This window comes from Pseudoruegeria aquimaris (assembly GCF_900172235.1).
GTDB lineage: Bacteria > Pseudomonadota > Alphaproteobacteria > Rhodobacterales > Rhodobacteraceae > Pseudoruegeria > Pseudoruegeria aquimaris.
In genome coordinates this window covers 35,288-49,950 of record NZ_FWFQ01000012.1, presented here as the reverse complement: position 1 = coordinate 49,950, position 14,663 = coordinate 35,288, and the positions used below count along the sequence as shown (strand labels likewise).

The window sequence follows — 14,663 nt, the reverse complement described above, 5'->3', positions numbered from 1 at the left end:
CCTGAACCCTAGCGCACCATGCGGGAACTGCAACGTTCCGGCAAAGGCCGGCGAAGGAAAGAGGCGGGCGGGCCGCCTCTTCCGGTTCGGTACGGGCGTCAGAGCGTGATGCGGAAGAGCGCGAAGCCGTCGGGGCCTTCACCGGCCTCTTCGATCGTCACGCCTTTCACGTCACCCAGGTAGTCTTTCGCCTTCGGCCCGGTTTCGAACAGCACCGAGGTGCCAGGCGTGGCCTTGAAATGCCAGTTGGCGTCGGCCGCCGGGCTGATGGTGCCCTGATCCACGATGTAGCGCACGATCACGTCGCGGTTGGTGTCGGGCGCCTCAAAGACGATGGTGGAGCCATCGGCCCCGGGGAAGCTGCCGCCCCCGCCGGCGCGGTAGTTGTTGGTGGCGACGATGAACTCCTGCTCCGGGTCGAGCGGCTTGCCTTCGTACATCAGGTTGACGATGCGGTTGGCCTCCGGGTTCTCCAACTCGCCCTTGGGCCCGTATTTCGAGGGCTGGGTCAGGTCGATCTCGTAGGTCACGCCATCCATCACGTCGAAGTTGTAGGAAGGAAACGCCGGGTTCAGCAGCGGCTGATCGGCCTTGCCGGGCTCGATCTGGTTGAACATGCCGGCGGAGCGTTCCAGCCAGTCCTTCACCTGCGCGCCGGTGATCTTCACCGCCCGCACGGTGTTGGGGTAGAGGTAGAGATCGGCCACGTTCTTGATCGCCACGTCGCCGGCCGGCACATCGGTGTAATACTCCGGCCCACCCCGGCCACCGGCCTTGAAGGGGGCGGCGGCTGAGAGGATCGGCAGGCCCTCGAACTCGGTGCCCGCCAGCATCTCGCTGACATACCACTTCTGCGCGATGGACACGATCTGGACGCTGGGATCATCCGCCACCAGCGCGAAATAGCTGTGCAGCGGGGCGCTCGTCTTGCCGACGGCGCGGCGCACGTAGGCCAGCGTTTCCTCGTGATCCTTGCGCACCGCGTCCAAAACGTATTGCTGATCCTCCACCAGCGCGGTGATGGAGCGATCCTCGTTGCGCTTGGAGATCGGGCGCGCTTCCGAGGAGGCGGTGACGACCTTCCATTCGCCGCCGTCGATTTCCAGCATCAGGTCGATCACGCCCAGGTGGCTGCCCCAGAAACCGCCCATGGCGGCGGGCTTGCCCTGGATCGTGCCGGCCTCGGCGTCCACCAGCGGCACTTCGGCGAAGGCCGGGCCGGGGAAGACGAGGTGCTGGTGGCCGGTGACGAGGGCGTCGATCCCGTCAACGCCGGCCAGCGCGACGGAGGCGTTCTCCAGCCCCTCGCCCTCGGCCGCGCCGAGGCCCGAATGCGACAGCGCCACGATGATGTCGGCGCCCTGTTCCTTCATCTCGGGGATGTAGGCGCGGGCGGTCTCCACGATGTCGCGCGCCTGCACCTTGCCTTCGAGGTGGCGGCGATCCCAGTTCATGATCTGGGGCGGCACGAAGCCGATGATGCCGATCTTGATCGGATGCTTCATGCCCGCGCCGTCTTCCAGCTCGCGTTCGAGGATCACGTAGGGCTTCACCAGCGTCTTGTCCTCGCGCGGGGAGGCGCCGGTCTCCAGCGCGACGTTGGCGGAGACCACCGGGAACTCCGCGCCCGCGAGCGATTTGGCGAGGAAATCGAGCCCGTAGTTGAATTCATGGTTGCCCAGTGTGGAGGCATCGAAGCCCACCGCGTTCATCGCGGTGATGACGGGGTGCATGTCGCCTTCCTTCATGCCGCGCTCGTAGGCGATGTAATCGCCCATCGGGTTGCCTTGCAGGAAGTCGCCGTTGTCCACCAGCAGCGTGTTGGTGGCCTCGTCGCGGATCTGCTGGATCAGCGTCGCCGTGCGCGAAAGCCCCACCGTGTCGCGCGGTTTGTCGGCGTAGTAGTCATAGGGGAAGACGTGGACGTGCAGGTCCGTGGTTTCGAGGATCCGCAGATGCGCCTGGTTGGTGGCGGCGGCGACGGAATAGGGGTGCAGCGCGATCATCGCGGAGCCTGCGGCGGTGCCTGCGAGGAAGCCGCGCCGGCTGAGGGGGGTGGATGAAAATGCCATGTCTGGGCCTCTTTTTGGTGTCCCTGTCGGATGGAAAGGCGAAAGACGGGTGCAGAGCCCTGCGCCTTTGCGCATTCAGGCTACAGCACTACAGGGGATTCCAAGACAGTTTTTTGACTGTATGGTCCAGAATTGGCGGGTGGCCGCTGAAAAGGAGAGCAGAGCATGAAAATCGCGGAGAGCGTGACCTTCGGCGGATCGGGGCTCGATCGGGCAGCGCATCTGCGCACGCAACCGGAGGCGGTCGCGGCGCTGGCGGAACGGGCGGATGCCCGCTGCTTCGCGCTCTGGCGCGGCAAGATCCTGATGCACCGGGACGGCGCGCAAGGCCTCGTCTGGCTGGGCATGGACCATTCGCTGTTTGCCGAGGCGCCGGAGCCTTTCGTCTTTCTCGGAATGGATGAAGCGGGCCCGCGCTTCGCGCGCGATGTTTCCGCGTTTCGGCCGGAGGGGGTGGACGAGGAGGCGCTGAAACGCTTCTTCGATCCCAACGAATACGGCGTGCCGGGCCTGCCCGAGAGCCAGCGTTTCGCCGAGATGCGGGGTGCGATGATGGAGCTGACGCCCCGCGACGCGGAGCTTGCCGCCACCGGCAAGGCCATTCTCGAATGGCACCGCAGCCATCGCTTCTGCGCGCGCTGCGGCGCGGCCTCCGAGATGATCAACGCCGGCTGGCAGCGCAGTTGCGCAAGCTGCGGCGGCCAGCACTTCCCGCGCACCGATCCGGTGGTGATCATGCTCATCACCCACGGCAACAGCGTGCTCCTTGGCCGCAGCCCCGGCTGGCCGGAGGGCATGTATTCGCTGCTCGCGGGCTTCGTGGAGCCGGGCGAAACCATCGAGGCGGCGGTGCGCCGCGAGGTGATGGAGGAAACGCAGGTGCAGGTCGGGCCCGTGCGCTACCTCGCGAGCCAGCCCTGGGCCTTTCCGAACTCGCTGATGATCGGCTGCCACGGCCTCGCCACCAGCACCGAGATCACGCTGGATCCGGTGGAACTGGAGCACGCGCTCTGGATGACGCGCGAAGAGGTGGCCGACAGCTTTTCCGGTGCCGACAAATCGGTCAAACCCGCACGCGCGGGATCCATCGCGCATTTTCTTCTCAGGAATTGGCTTGCGGACCGGCTGGATTGACGCCAGTAAAGAACGAGCCGCAGCGAAGGGTCCGACCGGATGAAACTTTCCGCCAATGAAGACATCGAAGCCCCCATCGACACGGTGTTCCGTGCGGTGACCGATTTCGACTTCTTCGAGCGCTCCGCCCTGCGGCGCGGCATCGACGTGACCCGCACCGACGGAGCCAAGCCGCATTGGAGCATGGGCTTCGACTACCGCGGCAAGGCGCGCAGGCTGGAGGCAGACCTGATCGAGATGGAGACTCCCAGCCTCGTGAAGTTCCGCGGCAAGATGGGCGGGATCTACGGCGATCTGGACGTGGAACTCGTGCCGCTCTCGCGCAACCGCACGCGGCTGAGCGTGGCCACGGTGCTGAAGGCCGAAAGCCTGACGGGAAAGCTGCTGCTGCAATCGCTGAAGCTTGCGAAGTCCAAGATCACCAAGCGCTACAAGAAGCGCGTCGGCAGTTTCGCCGCGGACGTTGAAAAGCGCGTCGGCGCGGCGGGCAAGCGCCCGGTCTGATCCTTTCAGCCTGATCCATCCCGCCCGATGCATCCGGCCGACCGGCCGGCGCTGCGCCTGGGTCAGCCCAGCCTGCCGGCCTTTCAAGCCTCGCGCGGCACCGTCAGCGACGGCGCGGATCCGCCGGGTAGACCCCCAGAAGCGATACGTGCGAGGTGAAGTAGTCGAGCTCTTCCAGCGCGAGCTGCACGTTGCGGTCGTCCGGGTGGCCCTCGATGTCGGCGTAGAACTGCGTGGCCGAGAAGCTGCCGTCCACCATGTAGCTTTCCAGCTTCGTCATGTTGACGCCGTTGGTGGCGAAGCCGCCCATCGCCTTGTAGAGCGCCGCCGGAATGTTGCGCACGCGGAAGACGAAGGACGTCATCATCCCGGCCTTGCCCCGGCGCTTCAGATCCAGTTCGCGCGACATGATCAGGAAGCGCGTGGTGTTGTTGGACTGATCCTCGATGTGGCGCGCAAGCACCTTGAGGCCGTAGATCTCGGCGGCCAGTTCGCTCGCCAGCGCGGCCTTGGTTGGGTCGCCCTCGGCGGCGATGTCGCGGGCGGCGCGGGCGTTGTCGGAGCTGACGCGGCCGGTGATGCCGTTTTCGCGCAGGAAGCTTGCGCATTGGGGCAGCAGCACGAGGTGGGAATAGGCTTCCTTCACGCCGTCGATGGTGCTGCCGGGCACGCCCAGAAGATTGATGTGCACGCGCACGAAGGCTTCATCGACGATGTGCAGCCCGGATTCGGGCAGCAGGCGGTGGATGTCGGCCACCCGCCCGTAGGTGGTATTCTCCACCGGCAGCATGGCGAGATCGGCGTCGCCCTTGCGCACGGCTTCGATCACGTCTTCGAAGGTGCGGCAGGGCACCGATTCCATGTCGGGGCGCGCCTGTCGGCAGGCTTGATCGGAATAGGCGCCAGGTTCCCCCTGGAAGGCGATGCGTCCGCTCATCGGTGTCTCCGTCCCTGCATCCGGGGGCCCATGCCGGGGCGCCCCTCTCCCCGCCGCCGGGCCACGAAAATCCCGGTGGGCGATTGGTCGCGGTAACTACACCTTGCAGTCTGGGAGTGGAAGCGGGTAGTAAGCGCAAAAATTCCGACGATATGGATCGCGACATGTTCGACACAATGACACTGACGAAGATCACCGCCGGGCTGTGCGGCTCGCTGCTGGTCTTTTTGCTGGGCGGCTGGGTTGGAGAAATTCTCTTCCACACCGGTGGCGGCCACGGCGGCGATGACCACGCCAAGGCCGGCTTCGTGATCGAAGTGGCAGAGGGCGGCGCAGGCGCCGAAGCCGAGGAAGGCCCGAGCTTCGAAGAGCTTCTGGCCGCGGCCGACGTCGGCAAGGGCGAGAAGGTCTTCGGCAAGTGCAAGGCCTGCCACAAGCTGGAAGACGGCGCCAACGGCACCGGCCCGCATCTTTTCGGAGTGGTGGATCGCGATATTGCTTCGGTTTCGGGCTTCGGCTACTCGGCGGCGCTCGAAGGGCTGGAAGGCGCCTGGACGCCCGAACACCTCGACGGCTTCCTGGAAAGCCCGAAGAACTACGCGCCGGGCACCAAGATGTCCTTTGCCGGTCTGAAGAAGGCGGAAGACCGCGCCAACCTGATCGCTTACCTCGAAACCGTGAAGTAAGCCGGGCCGGCGCCCTGTGCGCAGGCTGGAGAGCAAACAGGAAAGTGCCTGTGAAGCCGCCCGATCCGGGCGGCTTTTTCATTGTGCGCCCTGCGGTGGGCAGGGAAGGGGGCCAGCCCCCGCCGCGCCCCGCGGGGGGCGCGACTCCCCCGAGGTATTTGGAGCGAGAGGAAGCGCGCGGAGGGCCCGTTTCACGCGGGTTTCACAAATTCGCAACTTGGCCCTGTGATGGGGTGAATTCTGCGCTAATGTATCCCCACATAGGCGAAAGCCGCGTTCTGCACATTCGGAGGATCCACATGCAAAACAGCCGCCCGCGCGCCGCCGCCCTCGGCACACACCCGAAGCGCCGCGCCCGACTTGGCCTTTTGTTGTCCGCCCCGCTGTTCGCCGCGGCCCTTCTGCTGGGGGCGCCGAAAGCCTTTTCCGAAGACGCCATCATCAAGAGCCACGCGATCTCGACCTTCGGCACGCCGAAATACCCGGCGGATTTCGCGCATCTCGACTACGTGAATCCCGAGGCGCCGAAGGGCGGCGAGATCTCGATCAGCTGGGTTGGCACCTTCGATTCGATGAACCCCTACACCACGAAGGGGCGCGCGGGCATTCTTTCGAGCGTCTTCTTCGAAAGCCTGCTCACGACGACCTCCGATGAGATCGGCACCTCCTACGGGCTGCTGGCGGAGAGCCTCGAGTATCCCGAAAGCAAGGATTGGGTGATCTTCAACATCCGCCCCGAGGCGAAGTTCGCCGACGGCAGCGACGTGACCGCCGAGGACGTGGCCTTCACCTACGAGCTGTTTCTCAACGAGGGGCTGCCTTCCTTCCGCGCGGTGCTGAGCCAGCAGGTCGAGGGGGCCGAGGTTCTGGGGCCGAAGCGGATCAAGTTCACCTTCAAGCCCGAGGCGCCGCGCCGCGACGTGATCGAGAGCGTCGGCGGGCTGCCGGTGTTCTCCAAGGCGTGGTTTGAGGAGACGGGCGCGGGGCTGGATGAAAGCCGGCTGGAGCCCGCGCTGGGGTCCGGGCCCTACGTGCTCGACAGTTTCGACATCAACCGCCGCATCGTCTACAAGCGCAACCCGGACTACTGGGGCAAGGATCTGCCCATCAACATCGGTCGCAACAATTTCGACCGCATCCGCATCGAGTATTTCGGCGATGGCAACGCGGCCTTCGAAGGGTTCAAGGCGGGCGCCTACACTTTCCGCAACGAGAATTCCTCCAAGACCTGGGCCACGCAATACGATTTCCCGGCGCTCGAAGCGGGCCACGTCGTCAAGGCGGAACTGCCCGACGGCACCATCGCCACCGGCCAGAGTTTCGTGATGAACCTGCGCCGCCCTCAGTTCCAGGATCCGCGCGTGCGCGAGGCGATCGGCCTGATGTTCAATTTCGAGTGGTCCAACAAGACGCTCTTCTACGGCATCTACAAGCGGATCAATTCCTTCTGGGACAACACCGAGCTCGCCGCGAGCGGGCTGCCGAGCGCGGAGGAGCTGGCGCTTCTTGAGCCGCTGGCGGATGATCTGCCGCCGGGGGTTCTGACGGAGGAGGCCGTGCGCGCGCCTGTCTCCGGGGAACGCCGGCTCGACCGCCGCAACCTGCGCAAGGCGGCGGCGCTTCTGGACGAAGCCGGCTGGACGGTCGGTGACGACGGGCTGCGCCGCAATGCCGAGGGGCAGACGCTGAAGGTCGAGTTCCTCGAAGACAGCCCGACCTGGGATCGGGTGATCAACCCCTACGTGGAAAGCCTGCGCGCCCTGGGCGTGGACGCGAGCCTGAACCGGATCGATTTCGCGCAATACACGGACCGCACGCGCAACTTCGATTTCGACATCATCACCGACCAGTTCCCGATGGGCTACGAGCCCGGCTCCGGTCTGAAGCAGTATTTCGGGTCCGAGACGGCCGACACCTCGATCTTCAATTCCATGGGGCTGAAGAGTAAGGCGGTGGATGCGCTGATCGATCACGTGATCGCGGCGGAGTCGCAGGCGGAGCTGACGATCGCGGTGCGCGCCCTCGACCGGGTGCTCCGGGCCGAGCGCTTCTGGGTGCCGCAGTGGTTCAAGGATACCCACACGGTGGCCTACTGGGATCAATACGCCTACCCGGAACCGCTGCCGCCCTACGGGCTGGGATACCTTGATTTCTGGTGGTACGATCAGGAAAAAGCAGATACCTTGCGCGCAGCCGGCGCGCTGAAATAGGCCGACAAGAAGAATAGGGCAGGCATATGGGCGCCTATATCCTCAGGCGATTGCTCCTCGTGATCCCGACGCTGTTCGGGATCATGGTCATCAACTTCGCACTCACCCAGTTCGTGCCGGGCGGGCCGATCGAACAGATCCTCGCCCAGCTCGAAGGCGAAGGCGACGTGTTCCAGTCCATTTCGGGCTCGGGCGGCGATGCGGGCATCGATACCAACGCGGGCGGCGACTCCTCCTACCAGGGCGCGCGCGGCCTGCCCCCCGATTTCATCGAGGATCTGGAACGGCAGTTCGGCTTCGACAAGCCTCCCGTGGTGCGCTTCTTCAACATGATGTGGGATTACATGCGCTTCGATTTCGGCGAGAGCTATTTCCGCTCCGTCTCGGTGCGCGATCTGGTGCTGGAGAAGATGCCGGTGTCGATCACGCTTGGGCTGTGGTCCACCTTGCTGGCCTATATCGTCTCGATCCCGCTGGGCATCCGCAAGGCGGTGAAGGACGGCAGCCGCTTCGACACCTGGACGTCGGCCGTCATCATCGTGGCCTACGCGATCCCGGGCTTCCTCTTCGCCATCCTGCTGCTCGTGCTCTTCGCCGGCGGCTCCTACTGGCAGATCTTCCCGCTGCGCGGACTGACGAGCGACAACTTCAGCGAGCTCAGCGCCTTCGGCAAGATCCTCGACTACCTCTGGCACATCACCCTGCCGGTCATCGCCATCACGATCTCCAGCTTCGCCACGCTGACGCTGCTGACGAAGAACAGCTTCCTCGACGAACTGGGCAAGCAATACGTGATCACCGCCAAGGCCAAGGGGCTGGCGGACCGGCGCGTGTTCTACGGCCATGTCTTCCGCAACGCGATGCTGATCGTGATCGCGGGTTTCCCGAGCCTCTTCATCGGGGTGTTCTTCGGCGGCTCCATCATCATCGAGACGATCTTCTCGCTCGACGGGCTGGGCCGGCTCGGCTTCGAGGCCGCCGTCGCGCGAGATTACCCGGTGATCTTCGGCACCCTCTTCTTCTTCGGCCTGCTGGGCCTGCTGGTGAACATCCTGTCCGATCTCATGTACGTGCTCGTCGATCCACGCATCGACTTCGACTCGCGGGAGACCTGATCCATGGCGCTCTCACCTCTCAACCAGCGCCGCTGGCGCAATTTCCGCCGCAACCGGCGCGCCTTCTGGTCGCTCATCATCTTCTCGATCCTGTTCGGGCTCTCCTGCTTCGCGGAGTTCATCGCCAACGATCGCCCGATCCTCGTGCGCTACCAGGGCGAGTTCTACACCCCGATCTTCCGCTTCTATCCGGAAACCACCTTCGGCGGGGATCTCTCCATCGAGGCGCAATACCAGTATGAAGACGTGGAATGCCTCATCGTTTCCGGCGGCCTGGAAGACTGTTTCGACGATCCCGAGGCCGTGATGGAGGAGGTGCGCAGCACCGGTGCCTTCAACGGCGAGCCCGTGCAGAAGGGCTGGGTGCTCTGGCCGCCGATCCCCTACAAGTACAACACCATCGTGGACATCCCCGGCGTGGCGCCCTCGCCGCCGGACGCCAACAACTGGCTGGGCACGGATGACACCAAGCGCGACGTGGCGGCGCGGGTGATCTACGGCTTCCGGCTTTCCGTGTTCTTCGCGCTGGTGGTGACGGTCCTCTCCTCGGTGATCGGCATCGCCGCCGGGGCGGTGCAGGGCTATTTCGGCGGCTGGCTCGATCTCTTCTTCCAGCGCTTCATCGAGATCTGGAGTTCCTCGCCGAGCCTCTACATCATCATCATCCTCTTCGCGATCCTGGGGCGAAGTTTCTGGCTCCTCGTCTTCGTGACGGTGCTCTTCGGCTGGATGGCGCTGGTGGGCGTGGTGCGGGCGGAGTTCCTGCGGGCGCGCAACTTCGAATACGTGCGGGCCGCGCGGGCGCTGGGGGTGAGCAACCGGGTGATCATGTTCCGCCACATGCTGCCCAACGCCATGGTGGCCACGCTCACCTTCCTGCCCTTCATCATCACCGGCGCCATCGGCGGGCTGGCCTCGCTCGATTTTCTCGGTTTCGGCCTGCCGTCCTCCGCGCCCTCGCTGGGCGAGCTGACCCTGCAGGCCAAGCAGAACCTGCAGGCGCCGTGGCTCGGCTTCACCGCCTTCTTCACCTTCTCGATCATGCTGTCGCTGCTCGTCTTCATTTTCGAGGGCGTGCGCGATGCCTTCGACCCGCGAAAGACGTTCCAATGAGTTCCGTTCTCTCCGTCAGGGATCTGACCGTATCCTTCCGCCAGGACGGCCGCTCCGTGCAGGCGGTGAAGGGCGTTTCCTTCGATGTCGGCAAGGGCGAGACCGTCGCGCTCGTGGGCGAATCCGGCTCCGGAAAATCCGTCACCGCGCTGTCCACGGTCTCGCTGCTGCCGGCCTCCGCCACGATCGAGGGCAGCGTCACCTACGGTGACAGGCAGCTCGTGGGCGCCGACGAGGCGACCCTGCGGCAGGTGCGCGGCAATGACATCAGCTTCATCTTCCAGGAGCCGATGACCTCGCTCAACCCGCTGCACACGATCGAGAAGCAGCTCGCCGAAAGCCTGCTGATCCACCAGGGGCTCTCGGGCCGGCCGGCCCGGGAGCGCATCCTCGACCTGCTCGACAAGGTCGGTATCCGCGATGCCGAAAGCCGCCTGTCCGCCTATCCGCACCAGCTTTCGGGCGGGCAGCGGCAGCGGGTCATGATCGCCATGGCGCTGGCCAACGGGCCGGAGCTTCTGATCGCCGACGAGCCGACGACGGCGCTGGACGTGACGATCCAGGCGCAGATCCTCGAACTGTTGGCCGATCTCCAGAAACAGGAGGGCATGAGCCTTCTGTTCATCACCCATGATCTGGGCATCGTGCGCAAGTTCGCCGATCGCGTCTGCGTGATGAAGGATGGCGAGATCGTCGAAACCGGCCCCACGGGCGAGATCTTCGCCAACCCGCAGCACCCCTATACGCAGAAACTCCTGGCCGCCGAGCCCTCGGGCGCCCCCGCCCCCGTGCCGCAAGGCGCGGAAGAAGTGGTCGCCACCGAGGCCATGCGCGTCTGGTTCCCGATCCAGCGCGGGCTTCTCAAGCGGACGGTGGGCCACGTCAAGGCCGTGAACGAGGCCACCGTCTCGGTGCGCCGGGGCGAAACGCTCGGCATCGTCGGGGAAAGCGGATCGGGCAAGACGACGATGGCGCTCGCCATCATGCGGCTGATCTCGAGCCAGGGCCGGATCGTCTTCCAGGGCCGCGGGATCGACGGGCTGAACACCCGCCAGATGCGCGATCTGCGCAAGGACATGCAGATCGTCTTCCAGGATCCCTTCGGATCGCTCTCGCCCCGCATGACGGTAGAGCAGATCATTTCCGAGGGGCTGGAGATCCACGGCACCGAGGACGAACGCTCCTTTCGCGATCAGGTCGCGCAGATCATGGAGGAGGTCGGGCTCGATCCGGCGACGATGGATCGATACCCGCATGAATTCTCCGGCGGCCAGCGCCAGCGGATCGCCATCGCCCGCGCCATGATCCTGCGCCCCAAAATGGTGGTGCTGGACGAACCCACCAGCGCGCTCGACATGACGGTGCAGGTGCAGATCGTCGAGCTTCTGCGCCACCTGCAGGCCAAATACGGGCTCGCCTACCTCTTCATCAGCCACGATCTGAAGGTGGTGAAGGCCCTGAGCCACAAGGTGATCGTGATGAAGCAGGGCGACGTGGTCGAGGCCGGCAGCCGCGACGAGATCTTCGAGAACCCGCGCGATCCCTACACGCGCACCCTGATCGCCGCGGCCTTCGACATCGTCGAACACGGCGCCTGACCTTTTCCTCTCGCCGCAAATACCTCGGGGGTGCGGGGGCGGAGCCCCCGCGTGGCGCTGGGCGCCTGTTCTGCCTCCGGCGGGGATGTGCCCGGTCCGAAGATGATTACCTGCGCGGCTTCGCGCGGAGCGTCGGATCCGCCTGCGTCGGGTCTTCGGGCCAGGGGTGCTTGGGATAGCGGCCGCGCATGTCCTTGCGCACGTCGGCGTAGGAGGTGGCCCAGAAGGCCGGGATGTCCATCGTCGTCTGCACCGGGCGCCGGGCCGGAGAGAGCAGGGTCACGCGCAGGGGCAGGCGCTGTGGCCCGACCGTGGGGTGCACGGTGGTGCCGAACATCTCCTGCAGCCGCAGTTCGATGGCCGGCGCCTCGCCGGCGTAGTCGATCGGGATGCGGTTGCCCAGCGGCGAGGTGAAGTGGCTGGGCGCTTCCCGGTCCAGCCGCTGAAGCTGATCCCAGTCGAGCCGCTGGCGCAGGGGTTCCAGCAGGTCCAGCGCGCGCAGATCGGCCTCGGTGCGCACGCCGGCGAGATGGGGCAGCAGCCAGTCTTCCGCCTCCGCGAGCAGGCTTTCGCCGTCCATCGGCGGCATCTGCGCACCGCCGCTGCGCAGCAGTTCCACCCGCGCCCGGAAACGTTCGGCAGCCGGCGACAGGCGCAGGCCGAGATCGCGCAGCCCTTCCAGCGCCGCCCGCGCGCGGGCCTCCTCGGGAGCATCCTTCCAGAGCCTGTCCTCCAGCACGAGGGCACCGAGGCGCTCCTGCCGGCGGGCCTCCACGCGGCGCTCGCGCCGGTTCCAGCGGCAGAGCTCGACCCATTCGATCCGGTCGGCGAAGAGCGCGCGCAGTTCGGATTCGGTGATCAGCGCCGCCTGCCGGATCTTCGCCTCGCGGGCATCGCCGTCCAGATCGGTGGCGACGAGCAGCCGGGCCGAGCCGAAGGGGTCGGTGTCCGCCATGGTCGCGCCCTTGCCGCCGGAGAGCACCCAGCGCGGTGCATCGCCCCTGCGCCGCAGCCCGATGCGGTCCGGGTATGCCAGCGCGGCCATCTCGCCGGCGCTCATCGCCGGCGCCTCGGGCAGGCCCCGGGCCAGGCGGCGGGCCTCCTCGCGGATCCGCGCCAGCGCGCCGGGATTGGGCGGGGGGGAGACCGATTTCGGATCGCGCAGGGCGCGCAGGCGCAGGTCGAGATCCACCGGGGCGCCGCGCAGCGGATCGCGGTCCGACAGCAGCGCGGCAAGCGGCGCGGCCTGTTTGCCCGCCGTCAGCAGCATGTGGGCCAGACGCGGGTGCACGGGATGGGCCGCGATCGCCCGGCCATGGGCGGTGATGGCCCCGTCGGCCTCCAGCGCGCCGAGCTGGCGCAGCAGCGCGCGGGCTTCCGCCAGGGCGCCGGGCGGCGGTGTCGTCAGCAGGGCAAGCTCGCCCGCGTCGCGGGTGCCCCAGAGCGCCAGTTCGAGCGCGAAGCCGGCGAGATCGGCGCGCTCGATCTCGGCCGGGGCGAAGGGCAGCAGCCCGCCTTCTTCGCCCTTCGTCCAGAGCCGGTAGCAGATGCCCGGCGCAAGGCGGCCCGCACGCCCCTGCCGCTGGGTGGCCTCGGCCCTGGTCACGCGCTCCGTCACCAGCCGCGACATTCCCGAGGCCGGATCGAACCGCGCCCGGCGCGCCCGGCCGCCGTCCACCACCACGCGGATCCCGTCGATGGTGAGCGAGGTTTCCGCAATCGAGGTGGCGAGCACCAGCTTGCAGCCCTCGGTGGGCGGGGCGATGGCGGCGCGCTGGGCCTTGAAGTCCATCGCGCCGTAGAGCGGGTGCACCGAGATCCCGCCGGGCAGATCCGCCAGCAGGGCCTGCACCCGCCGGATCTCGCCCTCGCCGGGCAGGAAGCACAGGATGCCACCTTCGGTTTCGGCCACGGCCTTGCGGATCAGCCCCGCCACGGCCTCCGGGTAACGCGCTTTCGGGGGCAGGGGCTTTTCGAGCCAGCGGGTTTCCACCGGGTGGCTGCGCCCGTCCGAGGTGATGATCGGCGCGTCGTCCAGCAGGCGGGCCACCGGTTCGGCATCCAGCGTGGCCGACATCACCAGCAGCCCAAGGTCCTCGCGCAGGGCGCCGCGGATTTCCCAGCACAGCGCAAGCCCCAGGTCGGCGTTGAGGGAACGTTCGTGGAACTCGTCGAAGATCACCACCCCCACGCCCGACAGCTCCGGGTCGGACTGGATCATGCGCGTCAGAATGCCCTCGGTGACGACCTCGATCCGCGTCTGCCTGCTGACCTTGGCTTCCCCGCGGATGCGGTAGCCCACGGTTTCGCCCACGGGTTCGCCCAGCGTGGCGGCCATGCGTTCGGCCGCCGCGCGCGCGGCGAGACGGCGCGGCTCCAGCATCAGGATGCGCCCGGGCCAGCCGGCCTCCAGCAGGGCCAGCGGCACGCGCGTCGTCTTGCCGGCGCCCGGCGGGGCCTGCAGCACCGCGCGGCCCTGTGCCTCGAGGGCGTCCAGCAGGGCCGGCAGGGCGGCTTCGATGGGAAGGTCTGTTCGTGTCACGCCGCCCTTATCGGCGATTCATCGTCACAGTGCCATAGAGCGATGCGGAGGTGATCTTCACCGGGTGGAATTTTCCGCCGCCGGCGGGCGCCATCTCCACCGTGAACGGGAAGGAGGTGCGTTCTTCCATGTCGGCGGGCTTGTAGCCTGAAACGCGGCGGTATTCGCCCTTGCAGGTGTAGCCGGTTTCGCTGCGCTTGGGCTGGCTGAGCGAGACCTTGCTGCGGCGGTGGCCGTCGAAGACGAAGACCGAAAGCCGGCAGACCTCGGATTCCGGCACGGCGCGCAGCGTGAGGTGCAGGGCGGTGAGCGGATCCACCGCATCGCCCTGCCGCGCCGGGTCGATGTCCCACGGGCGGGGCTTGCGCCCCTCGCGCCCGGAGACCACCACCGGGACGCCGTTGCGGTAGGTGATGGTGGAGGTCGAGTCCCTCCGGCTGGTGTGTTCCGTCTCGCTGTAGGCGGCGGGGCGGTAGCGGCCCCCGCGCACCGAACCACGCACCTTCGCGGTGTAGCGGAACCGGGCGATCGCGCCCACGAGCCCGGTGGTCTGGGCAAGGCCCGTCGCCGCATACTGGCCGTTGCTCTCCACGGCCGAAAGCGTCAGCGAGCCGCCCTTGATGCCGCGCAGTGACACGTCGAAGATCGCGTCCTCCGCGAGGGCCGGCGCAGTGGCGAACGTGGCCGAAACCACCAGGAGCGCGGCGCGCCCCCCCGCCAGGGCCTTGCGGAAATCGGGAAAACACATAACG

The 14,663-nt window shown here is 66.8% G+C and carries 11 protein-coding genes; 7 read left to right on the top strand and 4 right to left on the bottom strand.

The features are described 5' to 3' along the window. Window positions 1-98: 98 nt before the first annotated feature. Window positions 99-2,072, bottom strand: coding sequence for a bifunctional 2',3'-cyclic-nucleotide 2'-phosphodiesterase/3'-nucleotidase (locus PSA7680_RS09785; RefSeq protein WP_085868530.1), 1,974 nt, complete (start codon window positions 2,070-2,072; stop codon window positions 99-101). Window positions 2,073-2,237: 165 nt separating this feature from the next. Here PSA7680_RS09785 and nudC point away from each other — a divergent pair, with 165 nt between their 5' ends. Together nudC and PSA7680_RS09775 are read left to right on the top strand one after the other, a co-directional pair. Beyond that, on the top strand, window positions 2,238-3,206 hold the full coding sequence (gene nudC, locus PSA7680_RS09780; RefSeq protein WP_085868529.1) for an NAD(+) diphosphatase: 969 nt from the start codon (window positions 2,238-2,240) through the stop codon (window positions 3,204-3,206). 39 nt (window positions 3,207-3,245) lie between these two features. Then, window positions 3,246-3,710 (top strand): SRPBCC family protein, encoded by a 465-nt coding sequence (locus tag PSA7680_RS09775; protein WP_085868528.1) that lies wholly within the window; start codon window positions 3,246-3,248, stop codon window positions 3,708-3,710. 103 nt (window positions 3,711-3,813) lie between these two features. Here PSA7680_RS09775 and PSA7680_RS09770 read toward each other — a convergent pair whose 3' ends face one another. Continuing rightward, window positions 3,814-4,647: a prephenate dehydratase gene (locus PSA7680_RS09770; RefSeq protein WP_085868527.1), complete on the bottom strand. Its 834-nt coding sequence runs from the start codon at window positions 4,645-4,647 to the stop codon at window positions 3,814-3,816. 164 nt (window positions 4,648-4,811) lie between these two features. On the opposite strand from PSA7680_RS09770, the gene PSA7680_RS09765 reads away from it, so the two are divergent. The 5 genes from PSA7680_RS09765 (at window position 4,812) to PSA7680_RS09745 (ending at window position 11,369) form a co-directional block, all read left to right on the top strand. Beyond that, window positions 4,812-5,333 (top strand): c-type cytochrome, encoded by a 522-nt coding sequence (locus PSA7680_RS09765; protein WP_085868583.1) that lies wholly within the window; start codon window positions 4,812-4,814, stop codon window positions 5,331-5,333. Window positions 5,334-5,632: 299 nt separating this feature from the next. Next, on the top strand, window positions 5,633-7,543 hold the full coding sequence (locus tag PSA7680_RS09760; RefSeq protein WP_085868526.1) for an extracellular solute-binding protein: 1,911 nt from the start codon (window positions 5,633-5,635) through the stop codon (window positions 7,541-7,543). A 26-nt stretch (window positions 7,544-7,569) separates the two neighbouring features. After that, on the top strand, window positions 7,570-8,658 hold the full coding sequence (locus PSA7680_RS09755; RefSeq protein ID WP_085868525.1) for a microcin C ABC transporter permease YejB: 1,089 nt from the start codon (window positions 7,570-7,572) through the stop codon (window positions 8,656-8,658). Between the two features lie 3 nt (window positions 8,659-8,661). Next, a complete protein-coding gene (locus tag PSA7680_RS09750) occupies window positions 8,662-9,771 on the top strand; it encodes an ABC transporter permease (protein WP_085868524.1) in 1,110 nt (369 codons plus the stop codon). Then, window positions 9,768-11,369, top strand: a complete 1,602-nt coding sequence (locus tag PSA7680_RS09745; protein ID WP_085868523.1) for an ABC transporter ATP-binding protein — start codon at window positions 9,768-9,770, stop codon at window positions 11,367-11,369. Before PSA7680_RS09750 ends, PSA7680_RS09745 begins: the two co-directional genes overlap by 4 nt. 106 nt (window positions 11,370-11,475) lie before the next feature. Here PSA7680_RS09745 and hrpB read toward each other — a convergent pair whose 3' ends face one another. Further along, window positions 11,476-13,911: an ATP-dependent helicase HrpB gene (hrpB, locus tag PSA7680_RS09740; protein ID WP_085868522.1), complete on the bottom strand. Its 2,436-nt coding sequence runs from the start codon at window positions 13,909-13,911 to the stop codon at window positions 11,476-11,478. A gap of 7 nt (window positions 13,912-13,918) precedes the next feature. Continuing rightward, complete coding sequence (locus PSA7680_RS09735) at window positions 13,919-14,659, bottom strand: DUF3108 domain-containing protein (protein WP_245824571.1); 741 nt, start codon at window positions 14,657-14,659, stop codon at window positions 13,919-13,921. Window positions 14,660-14,663: the final 4 nt, after the last annotated feature.

Bases quoted from the DNA above. Each gene is read 5' to 3' on its own strand.
- nudC (WP_085868529.1), top strand. From the start codon at position 2,238: ATGAAAATCGCGGAGAGCGTGACCTTCGGCGGATCGGGGCTCGATCGG.
- PSA7680_RS09785 (WP_085868530.1), bottom strand. From the start codon at position 2,072: ATGGCATTTTCATCCACCCCCCTCAGCCGGCGCGGCTTCCTCGCAGGC.
- PSA7680_RS09750 (WP_085868524.1), top strand. From the start codon at position 8,662: ATGGCGCTCTCACCTCTCAACCAGCGCCGCTGGCGCAATTTCCGCCGC.
- PSA7680_RS09735 (WP_245824571.1), bottom strand. From the start codon at position 14,659: ATGTGTTTTCCCGATTTCCGCAAGGCCCTGGCGGGGGGGCGCGCCGCG.
- PSA7680_RS09755 (WP_085868525.1), top strand. From the start codon at position 7,570: ATGGGCGCCTATATCCTCAGGCGATTGCTCCTCGTGATCCCGACGCTG.
- PSA7680_RS09760 (WP_085868526.1), top strand. From the start codon at position 5,633: ATGCAAAACAGCCGCCCGCGCGCCGCCGCCCTCGGCACACACCCGAAG.
- PSA7680_RS09775 (WP_085868528.1), top strand. From the start codon at position 3,246: ATGAAACTTTCCGCCAATGAAGACATCGAAGCCCCCATCGACACGGTG.
- PSA7680_RS09770 (WP_085868527.1), bottom strand. From the start codon at position 4,647: ATGAGCGGACGCATCGCCTTCCAGGGGGAACCTGGCGCCTATTCCGAT.
- PSA7680_RS09765 (WP_085868583.1), top strand. From the start codon at position 4,812: ATGTTCGACACAATGACACTGACGAAGATCACCGCCGGGCTGTGCGGC.
- PSA7680_RS09745 (WP_085868523.1), top strand. From the start codon at position 9,768: ATGAGTTCCGTTCTCTCCGTCAGGGATCTGACCGTATCCTTCCGCCAG.